An 11,876-nucleotide genomic window follows, 5' to 3' on the forward strand; every position below is an offset into this window, starting at 1 on the left:
AACACCAAAAAACCCTGTGGGAGATTCTATGTTTGGGGGGAACACCCAAACATAGAATTTGGCTTGTATTCGGTTTGGTTTTTCATCAGGGCAAACATCACTCTGGCCAGCTTGCGTGCCAGGATAACCAAGGCCTGAGTGCCTTTTAGACCTCTGGCCAGATAGCGTTCGTAGTACGGCTTCCAGGTCGGCGAACGGCTGGCAGCCATAGCGCTATTGTGAAACAAGCGCCGGAACTCCGAGTCCCCTCGTTTAGAGAGTCGGCGCTTTTGATCCTTTTGTCCTGACTGCCTCACACGCGGATCCATGCCGAGGAAGGCGACGTACTCGTCGCTGTTGGCAAATTCCCCACGCATAAAAGCAGTGGCCGCTGCGGTGGCCGTCAGGAGCCCTACGCCCTCGATGGCCTGGCAACGCTTCACCTGATCATCAATCCCACCTTCCTCAGCAATTTCCTTGAGCGTTTTCTGAATCATCTTTTCGAACTGGGCAATGGCGGCCAGAAGCTGGTTGAAGTGCTCTTTCAGCAAGGATTCGTTTTTCCAGCTCTGCTTGAGTGCAACACAGGCCCGGACCAACTGAGCCCGACGGCGAAGCAGGCTTTTCATTTGTGTGTAAGCCTTCGGTGGCGGATTCCAGATCCTCAATCTGTCGGATTCGCGGCTCAAGTAACGGGCCAGCAGTTCGGCATCCAACGTATCTGTTTTCGCCCTCATGCCTATTCCATCGCGGTATTTGTTGAGGCGACTGCCATCGATGACGTAAACGTCATGGCCCATTTCATGGGCCATTTCCGTTGTATCAAGGTGATAGATATTGGTCGCTTCTAGCGCGATAGCGCTGTGCGCTGGCAGCGTCTTGAGCCATTGCTTCAAGGTTGATCGCTTGTTCGCGATATTTAGGGTCTTTTCCAGGTCGGATCGATAGATAACGATCTCGTCCTTCGCCACATCCACACCGACGACCACCTGCGAATCCAGGATTGTCATGGCACACCCTCCGAGCTAGGGTTTAGATACTTGACGGGGTTCACCGTTGCGCTGGCTTGTTTCTATCGTCGGTCCGAGCCGATGCATTCCTTATCGGCGCATTAGGTGAAGGGGTGGGACGAAGTCTCCCACGGTCTGTACTGGTCAGAGTCAGATGACGAGCTTTAGTCCCACCCACCCCTTCAAGTCTAAACATACAAGCGAGGCTGCTCGCGAATGCAATCTGTCAGCCGCCATTGATGTCGACTGACCCACCGCTTTCGCGAGCAGGCTCGCTCCCACAGTTATGATTTGTTGTGGATCTTATTTCTTCATTAAGGCCGAGCAGGCTGTTTTGTAGGCTTCATGCTGATACTTGTTCAGCGTCGCCGGCAGTTCCACGTTGTGCTTCTTGCTCTGCGCATTGATCGTTTGCGGCGACAGCAGCGTCACCTCGCAATTTTCCAGCAGCTGAAACACACCCTCGATCTTGAACGTGGTCGGTCCACCGGCGAACTCGCCTTTCTTGCTGCGCTTCTTGATCGCGATCCGGTCGATGGAGTTCTCGCGTACAAACGACGCCACCTGAGCGGCGAAGACTTTGACGTTCGCGGCTTCGTCGTCATCGTCGAGGGCAATTTTCTTGGTGGGCAGGGCTACGTGACTCAGCGTCTGACCGTCCAGGGACGCGACGGCAATGATCGCTTCGCTGCCTTTGATTTCGATGCCGCAGATTTTCATTTCGATCCCTTTCACAAATGGTTGTGTGCAGCCTACAGCTCAAGTTGATTAGCCGTGATGCCAAACGCCGCGGCAATTTTCTCGCGGGTGGCCTTGCGAGGCTTCGCTACAGTCTCTTGCTGGGCAAAAGCAGGTTGAGAAATGCCCATGCGTTTGGCCACCTCATCCTGTGTAAGGTTCAGGTGCTCGCGCCAGGCCCTGACCGGTAACGCGCCATCAACGATAAGGCTGACTACTTCGTGAGGGATCAAATCATTCTCCATATTTATGTTTTCACTCCTGCCCAATCGACTCCAAAAACTCCGACCGCTCATCACTCATCCGCGCCACGCAATCATTCTGCGCAATGGTGAACGCCTTGCTGCCACTGGTCGCCGGAAACGCTTCAACCGCGCAATCCGCATCCCGGGTTTTCAGCCACTGCTGCTGCGCGGCCTTGAGCTTGGCGGTGATGTCGCTCAGTTGCGCCGGGTTCTTGCCGTAGGCCGTTTGCATGCGCTCGGTCAGGCTTTGGTAGTTGTCCTTGAGCAGGTCTTCGGCGGTGGTTCTGCTGAAGGCGGAGCATTCCAGGGTCTGGACGTCGTTTTCGACCTTGTCGCAGGGGTTGTCGTCGGCCTCTTCAGCTGCGTGTACGCCGGTCGCTATCAGTGCCAAAGCCAGGAAGATCGTTCTCATTGCGACGCAGCCCCTATTTTTCAGTGCCTATTCAGTAATGCAGCGGATTCTGGCCCAAGCAGCGGCCCTTGAACAGGTGGGCGATTGCGTCGATCAACGACCCTTTGTCGCGGATTGACGCTTTCGGCAAACCCCCTGTCGTTTTTGCACCCGGCTGCCCCGGTCCTCAGGCATATGCTGGCCCCAAAGCGCCGGCACACGATTCGGCGCATGAATCGCTAATAGGGGACAGCCTGATGAGCCCAGCCGAATTGCACGCCGACAGCATCGTTATCGACGGGCTGATTATTGCCAAGTGGAACCGTGAGCTGTTCGAAGACATGCGCAAGGGCGGTCTGACCGCGGCTAACTGCACCGTGTCGGTGTGGGAGGGCTTCCAGGCCACCGTCAACAACATCGCCGCCAGCCAGAAGCTGATCCGCGAGAACAGCGACCTGGTGATTCCGGTTCGCACTACCGCCGACATCCGTAAAGCGAAGGAGCAGGGCAAGACCGGCATCCTGTTCGGCTTCCAGAATGCTCACGCGTTTGAAGACCAGATCGGCTACGTCGAGGTCTTCAAGCAGCTCGGCGTCGGTATTGTGCAGATGTGCTACAACACCCAGAACCTGGTAGGGACTGGCTGCTACGAGCGCGATGGCGGCCTGTCGGGTTTCGGTCGTGAAATCGTTGCCGAGATGAACCGCGTCGGGGTCATGTGCGACCTGTCCCACGTCGGCTCCAAGACGTCTGAAGAAGTCATTCTCGAATCGAAGAAACCGGTGTGCTACTCCCACTGCCTGCCGTCGGGCCTGAAAGTCCATCCGCGCAACAAGTCCGATGAAGAACTGAAGTTCATCGCCGATCACGGCGGTTTTGTCGGCGTGACCATGTTCGCGCCGTTCCTGGCCAAGGGCATCGATTCGACCATCGACGACTACGCCGAGGCCATCGAATACACCATGAACATCGTTGGTGAAGACGCCATCGGTATCGGCACCGACTTCACCCAGGGCCATGGCCAGGACTTCTTTGAATACCTGACCCATGACAAGGGCTACGCCCGCCGCCTGACCAGCTTCGGCAAGATCATCAACCCGCTGGGCATCCGCACCGTCGGCGAGTTCCCGAACCTGACCGAAACCCTGCTCAAGCGCGGCCACTCCGAGCGTGTGGTGCGCAAGATCATGGGCGAGAACTGGGTCAACGTCTTGAAAGACGTTTGGGGCGAATAAGCCGCCGCATCTGAAGAATTCTTTCCCCCGGCCGTCCGCGCCGGGGGCAACACCCAAAATTTTCTGGAGTTAAGTTTCCATGGCCAAGATCGCCCCGCAATTGCCAATCGAAGTCGACAGCGAAACCGGTGTCTGGACCTCCGACGCCCTGCCAATGCTGTATGTACCGCGTCACTTCTTCGTCAACAACCACATGGGCATCGAGGAAGTACTGGGCGCCGACGCCTACGCCGAAATCCTCTACAAGGCCGGCTACAAATCCGCCTGGCACTGGTGTGAAAAAGAAGCCGAATGCCACGGCCTTGAAGGCGTCGCGGTGTTCGAGCACTACATGAAGCGCCTGTCGCAGCGCGGCTGGGGCCTGTTCAAGATCCAGGACATCGACCTCGACAAGGGCACCGCCAGCGTCAAGCTCGAACACTCGGCGTTCGTCTACGTGTACGGCAAGGTCGGGCGCAAGGTCGACTACATGTTCACCGGTTGGTTTGCCGGGGCCATGGACCAGATTCTGCAAGCCCGTGGCAGCAAGATCCGCACTGTCGCCGAACAGGTTTACGGTGGCTCCGAAGAAGGCCACGACGACGGTTTGTTCACCGTCAAGCCGTTGTAAGTCGAGGAACCCGCCATGGCTTTCGAAGCAATGTTCCAGCCGATCCAGATCGGCAAACTGACCATCCGCAACCGCGTGCTCAGTACCGCGCACGCCGAGGTCTACGCGACCGACGGCGGCATGACCACCGACCGGTACGTCAAGTATTACGAAGAGAAAGCCAAGGGCGGGATCGGCCTGGCGATTTGCGGCGGTTCCTCCAGCGTGGCCATCGACAGCCCGCAAGGCTGGTGGAAGTCGGTCAACCTGGCCGACGACCGGATCATTCCGCACTTCCAGAACCTGGCCGATGCCATGCACAAGCATGGCGCCAAGATCATGATCCAGATTACCCACATGGGCCGTCGTTCCCGCTGGGATGGCGAGCATTGGCCAACTCTGCTGTCGCCGTCGGGCATCCGCGAGCCGGTGCACCGTGCGACTTGCAAAACCATCGAGCCGGAAGAAATCTGGCGGGTGATCGGCAACTACGCCAGCGCTGCGGCACGGGCCAAGGCCGGTGGCCTGGATGGCGTCGAGCTGTCCGCCGTGCACCAGCACATGATCGACCAGTTCTGGAGCCCGCGGGTCAACAAGCGTACCGACGAATGGGGCGGCAGCTTCGAGAACCGCATGCGTTTCGGCCTGGAAGTGATCAAGGCTGTGCGGGCTGAAGTCGGCCCGGATTTCTGCGTCGGCATCCGTCTGTGCGGTGATGAGTTCCACCCGGACGGCTTGTCCCACGAGGACATGAAGCAGATCGCCAAGTACTACGACGACACCGGCATGATCGACTTCATCGGCGTGGTGGGTTCGGGTTGCGACACCCACAACACCCTGGCCAACGTTATCCCGAACATGAGTTATCCACCGGAGCCGTTCCTGCATTTGGCGGCCGGTATCAAGGAAGTGGTCAAGGCCCCGGTCCTGCATGCGCAGAACATCAAGGACCCGAACCAGGCGACCCGTATTCTGGAAGGCGGCTACGTGGACATGGTCGGCATGACCCGCGCCCACATCGCCGACCCGCACCTGATCGCCAAGATCAAAATGGGTCAGGTTGACCAGATCAAGCAATGCGTCGGCGCCAACTACTGCATCGACCGTCAGTATCAGGGCCTGGACGTCTTGTGCATCCAGAACGCCGCGACTTCCCGTGAGTACATGGGCGTGCCGCACATCATCGAGAAATCGACCGGTGTGAAGCGCAAGGTTGTGGTGGTCGGTGCCGGTCCTGCCGGGATGGAAGCGGCGCGTGTGTCGGCCGAACGTGGCCACGACGTGACCCTGTTCGAGAAGAAAGAATTCATTGGCGGGCAGATCACTACCGCTTCGAAAGCCCCGCAACGGGACCAGATCGCCGGTATCACTCGCTGGTTCCAGCTGGAATTGGCGCGTCTGAAAGTCGACCTGCGCCTGGGCGTGGCGGCCGATGCGGCAACCATTCTCGACCTGCGTCCGGACGTGGTGGTGCTCGCCGTTGGCGGTCATCCGTTCCTGGAACAAAACGAACACTGGGGCGCGGCTGAAGGCTTGGTGGTCAGCAGCTGGGACATCCTCGACGGCAAGGTCGCGCCGGGCAAGAACGTGTTGGTCTACGACACCATTTGCGAATTCACCGGCATGTCGACCGCCGACTTCCTCGCTGACAAAGGCAGCCAGGTCGAGATCGTTACTGACGACATCAAGCCGGGCGTGGCGATTGGCGGTACGTCGTTCCCGACGTACTACCGCAGCATGTACCCCAAAGAAGTGATCATGACCGGCGACATGATGCTGGAAAAGGTCTACCGCGAAGGCGACAAGCTGGTGGCGGTGCTGGAAAACGAATACACCGGCGCCAAAGAGGAGCGAGTGGTGGACCAGGTCGTCGTTGAAAACGGCGTGCGTCCGGACGAAGAAATCTACTACGCCATGAAGGAAGGCTCGCGCAACAAAGGCCAGATGGACATCGAAGCCCTGTTCGCGATCAAGCCGCAACCTTCGCTGAGCCAGGCGGGCGACGGCTACTTGCTATTCCGCATCGGCGACTGCGTGGCGCAGCGCAACACACACGCCGCCATTTATGACGCACTCCGGCTCTGTAAGGATTTTTGACGGCTTAGCTGCAAGCCTTAAGCTGCAAGCTACAAGTAAAAGCTCATCCTCACCGCCGCTTTTTCTTGCAGCTTGTAGCTTGTAGCTTGCACCTCGCCAGAGGTGACTCTGATGTTGAACACCCTTCTTCCAATCCTGTTGTTCGCTGCCCTGGGCCTTGCCGTCCTCGGCGCGTTGCGGCGGGTGGCTATGTGGCGCCGGGGCCGTGCCTCCAAGGTCGACCTGATCGGCGGCCTGTTCGCCATGCCCAAGCGCTACATGGTCGATTTGCACCACGTCGTGGCGCGGGACAAATACATCGCCAACACCCACGTGGCCACGGCCGGTGGTGCGGTGGCGTCCATCGTGCTGGCGATTCTGGTGCACGGTTTCGGCCTGCATAACCGCATCCTCGGTTACGCGCTGCTGTTGATGACGGTGGTGATGTTCGTCGGTGCGATCTTCGTGTACCTGCGTCGTCGCAACCCACCGGCGCGCCTGTCCAAAGGGCCGTGGATGCGCCTGCCGAAAAGCCTGTTGGCGTTCTCGGCGAGCTTCTTCCTGTTGACCCTGCCGGTGGCCGGCATCCTCCCGGAAAACTTCGGCGGTTGGGTGGTGGCAGCGATCCTCGGCCTCGGTGTGCTGTGGGGCGTCAGCGAACTGTTCTTCGGCATGACCTGGGGCGGGCCGATGAAGCACGCCTTTGCCGGGGCCCTGCACCTGGCTTGGCACCGTCGCGCCGAACGCTTTGGCGGCGGTCGTTCCACCGGTTTGAAACCGCTGGACCTGAACGACCCGAGCGCACCGTTGGGCGTGGAAAAACCCAAGGATTTCACCTGGAACCAACTGCTCGGCTTCGACGCCTGCGTGCAGTGCGGTAAATGCGAAGCCGCGTGCCCCGCATTCGCCGCTGGCCAGCCGCTGAACCCGAAAAAACTGATTCAGGACATGGTCGTCGGCCTGGCCGGTGGCACCGACGCCAAGTTCGCTGGCAGCCCGTATCCGGGCAAGGCCATCGGCGAGCACGCCGGCAACCCGCATCAACCGATCGTCAACGGTTTGGTGGACGCCGAGACCCTGTGGTCCTGCACCACGTGCCGGGCTTGTGTCGAGGAATGCCCGATGATGATCGAGCACGTCGACGCCATCGTCGACATGCGCCGCCATCTGACCCTGGAAAAAGGCGCCACTCCGAACAAGGGCGCCGAAGTCCTGGAAAACCTGATTGCCACCGATAACCCGGGCGGTTTCGCGCCGGGCGGGCGGATGAACTGGGCGGCGGATTTGAACCTCAACCTGATGAGCGAGAAGAAATCCGTCGACGTGCTGTTCTGGGTTGGCGACGGCGCCTTCGACATGCGCAACCAGCGCACCCTGCGCGCTTTCGTCAAAGTGTTGAAAGCAGCCAAGGTCGACTTCGCGGTGCTGGGGCTCGAAGAGCGCGACAGCGGTGACGTGGCCCGACGCCTGGGCGACGAAGCAACCTTCCAGTTGTTGGCCAAACGCAACATCCAGACCCTGGCCAAGTACAGCTTCAACCGCATCGTCACCTGCGACCCACACAGCTTCCACGTGCTGAAAAACGAGTACGGCGCCTTCGACGGCAACTACCTGGTGCAGCACCACAGCACCTACATGGCCGAAATCATCGGCGCTGGCGCCTTGAACCTTGGCCAGCACAGAGGCAGCAGCGTGACGTATCACGACCCGTGCTACCTCGGCCGCTACAACGGCGAATACGAGGCGCCGCGTGAAGTGCTGCGCGCCCTCGGCATTGAAGTCAAAGAGATGCAACGCTCCGGTTTCCGCTCGCGCTGCTGCGGCGGCGGTGGCGGGGCGCCGATCACCGACATTCCGGGCAAGCAACGGATCCCTGACATGCGCATGGACGACATCCGCGAAACCGGTGCCGAACTGGTGGCCGTGGGTTGCCCGCAATGCACCGCGATGCTCGAAGGCGTGGTCGAACCGCGTCCGCTGATCAAGGACATCGCCGAATTGGTGGCGGACGCGTTGCTCGAAGACGCGGCGCCGAGCAAGCCGACCAAACCGGCCCAACGTGAACCTGCGGAGGCCCACTGATGAGCGACATTATCCGCCGCGACCCCCGCGCCGAATGGATTGCCCGTAACCGCCTGCACCCGCTGCACGCGGCCATGCAACCGGCGCAACACAGCTGGATGGGCCCTAACGGCGTCATCCGCAAGAACCTGCACGGCATCGGTTTTATCGGTCCCAACGGCATCAAGCGCATTGACCGCAGCGGCGCTCAGCAGGGCGGCGCGACCAAACGCTCGGCGGCCGTGGAAGTGCAATTGCCACTGCATCAAGTGCCTGCACCTGCGTTTTACATCAGTGTGGTGCCGGACATGGTCGGCGGCCGCTTGAGCAGCCACGACCGCGACTTGCTCGGTCTGGCTCATCAACTCGCCGGCAAGGAAGGCGCGGTGTTGGCCGTGGTTTTCGGCGAACACAAAGAAAACGCTTTCACTACCGCAGGCGTCGATCGCTTGCTGGTATTGGACGGCGATGAATTCAGCGGTTATGCACCGGAGCAACGGGTCCAGGGCCTGCGGGCTGTGGATAACCAGTTCAGTCCGCGTCACTGGCTGCTGCCGGACAGCCGCAGCGGTGGCGGTGAACTCGGTCGGCGCTTTGCCGCCGCACTGGGCGAACGCCCGGCCACGCGGGTCTGGCAGGTCAAGGATCAGGAATGTATCGGCCGCGCCGGTGCCGGTTTACAGGACCTTGCGCGTCCGGTCGCACGCTTGATTCTGGCCGCTGTCGAGTGCGCAGAACCGGTCAGCGAAACCCGTCACGAAGCGTTGCCCGTGGAGTTATCCACAGCCGTCGCGCGCAGCTTGTCGCGCATTGAAGATTTGGGCGCGGTGGCGGTGGATCCGGCGGCGATTCCGATGGCCGAAGCCGAATTCATCTTCTCCGGCGGCAACGGAGTCAAGGACTGGGGACTTTTCCACAGGACCGCTGAAGCCCTTGGCGCCACCGAAGGCGCGTCGCGGGTGGCGGTGGACGATGGCTTCATGGCGCGCGATCGCCAAGTGGGCGCGTCCGGTACCTGGGTCACCGCGCGGGTTTACGTGGCGGTGGGGATTTCCGGGGCGATCCAGCACCTGCAAGGCATTGGTGCCTGCGACAAGGTGGTGGCAATCAACCTCGACCCTGGCTGCGACATGATCAAACGAGCCGACCTGTCGGTGATCGGTGAGAGCGCCGAAATTCTTCAAGCCTTGATCGCGGCGGTAGAGGCTTACCGCAACGAAGCCAAGCGCGATGCGGCTTAAGGAAAGGAAAGGGTTATGAGCACGAAAATCATCAGCCTGGTGTCCATCGGCGCCCACCCGACCTCCGGCCGGCCACGTCGCGCGGAGCAGGATGCGCGGGCGGTGGAACTGGGTCTGCAACTGGCTGGGGATAACTTGCACGTGCTGCATGCCGGCGATGTCGCAGAGCCGGCGTTGCGCGCTTATCTGGGCATGGGCCTGGAACAACTGCATGTGCTCGAACAACCGCAAGGCGCCGATGCACTGCCTGCATTGACCGCGTACCTGCGCGACGCCGGGGCGCAAGTGGTGCTGACTGGCAGTCAGGCGGAAACCGGCGAAGGCTCGGGCATGCTCCCGTTCCTGCTGGCGGAAAGCCTCGGCTGGCCGCTGGTGGTGGGGCTGGCTCAAGTGGAGTCCATCGACGGTAATTCAGCGCTGGTGCTGCAAGCCTTGCCTCGCGGTCAACGCCGTCGATTGAAAGTGCGGCTGCCGTTTCTCGCAACTGTGGATAACGCTGCACCGAAACCTCGGCAGAGCGCCTACGGCCCGGCGCGGCGCGGTGTGCTGCAGGCCGATGAAGTCGAAGTGATCGACGATGAATTGTTGGCCGTCGCCACGCTGCAACCGGCCAAGCCACGCCCAAAACGTTTGAAGGTGATCAAGGCCAAGAGCGGCGCGGACCGGATGAAAGCTGCGACGGCCAAGGCCAGTGGCGGCGGTGGGCAAGTGCTCAAAGGCGTGACCGCGCAGGCCGGGGCTGAGGCGATTCTCAAGTTGCTGATCGAAGAAGGCGTCGTCCGCTAACCGAAAATCAGCACAGAACCCATGTGGGAGCGAGCCTGCTCGCGAAAGCGGTGGGTCATTCAACATCCTTGCGACTGATCAACCGCTTTCGCGAGCAGGCTCACTCCCACAGGGTGTCCGTGTCACCGACATTTATGGGGAAACAATGGCAGTAGAATTTCGTTCGGCAGTGCGCGCCGATGCGCGTGAGATTGCGCGTCTGTTTCAAATCACATCGGAGGGGGCTGCCGATTACATTTGGAGCCAACTCGCCCAGCCCGGTCAGGATCTGCTGGACGTCGGCGCCATTCGTTACGCCCGCGACGACGTGGATTTCTCCTGGCAGAACTGCCTTATCGCAGAGTCGGAGGGCCGGGTCATCGGCATGCTGCACAGTTACGTGATGCGTCACGATCCGCTGGCAGAGCCGACGACCGATCCGGTCCTGGCGCCCTACGCGAAGATGGAAATCCCCGACACCCTGTACATCTCCAGCCTGGCGTTGCATGAAGGCTGGCGCAACCTGGGCCTGGGCAAGCAATTCCTTGCCTACGCCTACGACCGTGCCAACCGGCTCGGGCTCAACGGCTTGAGCCTGATCGACTACGCCGCCAACACTGGCGCGCGTCGGTTCTATGAGCGTCATGGCTTCCGCATCGTTGACACCTGCCAGATCACGCCCCATCCGATGATTCGGGTCACGGGGGAGGCCTACCTGATGTATCGGCCATGAACACTCACCCGATGTTGCGCCAGATTCAGGCTGGCGTTTCCATCCCATAGGAAACCCATGGTTACCCACAATCCCTGTTAGCGCTTCTGTGGATAACATGTTCGCCCTTCGCTACACACCATACAAAACAAGCCCTGCAAACCTTCGTACAAAAAACAACCAGGCTAACTTGCGGTTTTTACAGGCTTTTTCCAGAGGATAAGTTTGTCCGCTAGCCAATACTTGCCCCCAATCTCTGTTAGCGCATCTGTGGATAAGATGTTCGCTGTCCGCTACAGGCCTTATAAAACGGGCTTGTCAGGTAGATGGTTAAAAAACGATCAAATCAGCGGTTTTGCGCGACTAATCACCCGCAGAGCCCGATATATTGCGGTTTTCAGAGGTTTTCCACAGATCGGCGGAAGTTGCCCCCAAAGTCTGTTGGCGCTTCTGTGGATAAGGTGTTCGCCATCCGCTGCAAGCCACGTATAACGTGCCCTGCAAGCTTTAGATCAAAAAACAACCAATCGCTGTGGAAAACCGGCCTTCTGGATAAGTCACGGTTTTTCTTCGGTTTCTGTGGAGAAAGATTCCCGCCTATCCACACTTGTCCCCATTAGCTGTGGGTGGAGGTGTGGATAACTTGTTCGCCAAACCCTGAAAGCCACGTCCCGCATAGGCTTGAATGGAATAGATCAGATTTCATACAGTTCTAAGCCGCTGGCTTGACTTCGATCGGTCGCCTGTCTTCACTCACAGGTCACAAGGACCGCCGTCATTTATCCACATCTGGTTCAGGGAGAACGCGTGATGGATAGCCAGCCCGCCCCCATT

General features: G+C 59.8%; 10 protein-coding genes and 1 pseudogene. 7 read left to right on the forward strand and 4 right to left on the reverse strand.

Annotated features, from left to right (window positions below; translation table 11 throughout):
* Nucleotides 1-26: 26 nt before the first annotated feature.
* The 4 genes and pseudogenes from AB4N91_RS29290 to AB4N91_RS29305 all read right to left on the reverse strand — a co-directional run bounded on the left by AB4N91_RS29290 (nt 27) and on the right by AB4N91_RS29305 (nt 2,384).
* Nucleotides 27-989 (reverse strand): IS110 family transposase, encoded by a 963-nt coding sequence (locus AB4N91_RS29290; RefSeq protein WP_017341458.1) that lies wholly within the window; start codon nt 987-989, stop codon nt 27-29.
* A gap of 303 nt (nt 990-1,292) precedes the next feature.
* Complete coding sequence (locus AB4N91_RS29295) at nt 1,293-1,709, reverse strand: DUF3010 family protein (RefSeq protein ID WP_460111993.1); 417 nt, start codon at nt 1,707-1,709, stop codon at nt 1,293-1,295.
* 32 nt (nt 1,710-1,741) lie between these two features.
* Nucleotides 1,742-1,972 (reverse strand): annotated as a pseudogene (locus AB4N91_RS29300) (helix-turn-helix domain-containing protein); the annotation flags it as partial.
* Between the two features lie 10 nt (nt 1,973-1,982).
* Nucleotides 1,983-2,384, reverse strand: a complete 402-nt coding sequence (locus tag AB4N91_RS29305) for a lysozyme inhibitor LprI family protein (protein ID WP_010467005.1) — start codon at nt 2,382-2,384, stop codon at nt 1,983-1,985.
* Between the two features lie 236 nt (nt 2,385-2,620).
* Between AB4N91_RS29305 and AB4N91_RS29310 the strand changes: the two genes are divergently transcribed.
* From AB4N91_RS29310 to AB4N91_RS29340, 7 genes are all read left to right on the forward strand, one after another.
* Nucleotides 2,621-3,598: a dipeptidase gene (locus AB4N91_RS29310; RefSeq protein ID WP_007907542.1), complete on the forward strand. Its 978-nt coding sequence runs from the start codon at nt 2,621-2,623 to the stop codon at nt 3,596-3,598.
* 79 nt (nt 3,599-3,677) lie between these two features.
* Entirely contained in the window at nt 3,678-4,208 is a 531-nt protein-coding gene (locus tag AB4N91_RS29315; protein ID WP_008033249.1) for a DUF5943 domain-containing protein, read from the forward strand.
* 15 nt (nt 4,209-4,223) lie between these two features.
* Complete coding sequence (gene dgcA / locus AB4N91_RS29320; protein WP_008151900.1) at nt 4,224-6,284, forward strand: dimethylglycine demethylation protein DgcA; 2,061 nt, start codon at nt 4,224-4,226, stop codon at nt 6,282-6,284.
* Nucleotides 6,285-6,395: 111 nt separating this feature from the next.
* The gene (gene dgcB, locus AB4N91_RS29325; RefSeq protein ID WP_460111994.1) at nt 6,396-8,345 is read left to right on the forward strand and encodes a dimethylglycine demethylation protein DgcB; all 1,950 of its coding nucleotides are present in this window, start codon (nt 6,396-6,398) and stop codon (nt 8,343-8,345) included.
* Entirely contained in the window at nt 8,345-9,565 is a 1,221-nt protein-coding gene (gene etfA, locus AB4N91_RS29330; RefSeq protein WP_010467007.1) for an electron transfer flavoprotein subunit alpha, read from the forward strand. The genes dgcB and etfA overlap by 1 nt, the downstream gene beginning before the upstream one ends.
* 15 nt (nt 9,566-9,580) lie before the next feature.
* Nucleotides 9,581-10,351, forward strand: a complete 771-nt coding sequence (gene etfB, locus AB4N91_RS29335) for an electron transfer flavoprotein subunit beta (protein ID WP_010467008.1) — start codon at nt 9,581-9,583, stop codon at nt 10,349-10,351.
* A 145-nt stretch (nt 10,352-10,496) separates the two neighbouring features.
* Nucleotides 10,497-11,063 (forward strand): GNAT family N-acetyltransferase, encoded by a 567-nt coding sequence (locus tag AB4N91_RS29340; protein WP_010467022.1) that lies wholly within the window; start codon nt 10,497-10,499, stop codon nt 11,061-11,063.
* Nucleotides 11,064-11,876: the final 813 nt, after the last annotated feature.

The organism is Pseudomonas sp. H3_D04 (genome assembly GCF_054669175.1).

Excerpts from the sequence above, each read along its gene's own strand:
- AB4N91_RS29315 (WP_008033249.1), top strand. The coding sequence starts at position 3,678 with ATGGCCAAGATCGCCCCGCAATTGCCAATCGAAGTCGACAGCGAAACC.
- AB4N91_RS29340 (WP_010467022.1), top strand. The coding sequence starts at position 10,497 with ATGGCAGTAGAATTTCGTTCGGCAGTGCGCGCCGATGCGCGTGAGATT.
- AB4N91_RS29305 (WP_010467005.1), bottom strand. The coding sequence starts at position 2,384 with ATGAGAACGATCTTCCTGGCTTTGGCACTGATAGCGACCGGCGTACAC.
- AB4N91_RS29295 (WP_460111993.1), bottom strand. The coding sequence starts at position 1,709 with ATGAAAATCTGCGGCATCGAAATCAAAGGCAGCGAAGCGATCATTGCC.
- dgcB (WP_460111994.1), top strand. The coding sequence starts at position 6,396 with ATGTTGAACACCCTTCTTCCAATCCTGTTGTTCGCTGCCCTGGGCCTT.
- etfA (WP_010467007.1), top strand. The coding sequence starts at position 8,345 with ATGAGCGACATTATCCGCCGCGACCCCCGCGCCGAATGGATTGCCCGT.
- AB4N91_RS29310 (WP_007907542.1), top strand. The coding sequence starts at position 2,621 with ATGAGCCCAGCCGAATTGCACGCCGACAGCATCGTTATCGACGGGCTG.
- AB4N91_RS29290 (WP_017341458.1), bottom strand. The coding sequence starts at position 989 with ATGACAATCCTGGATTCGCAGGTGGTCGTCGGTGTGGATGTGGCGAAG.
- dgcA (WP_008151900.1), top strand. The coding sequence starts at position 4,224 with ATGGCTTTCGAAGCAATGTTCCAGCCGATCCAGATCGGCAAACTGACC.
- etfB (WP_010467008.1), top strand. The coding sequence starts at position 9,581 with ATGAGCACGAAAATCATCAGCCTGGTGTCCATCGGCGCCCACCCGACC.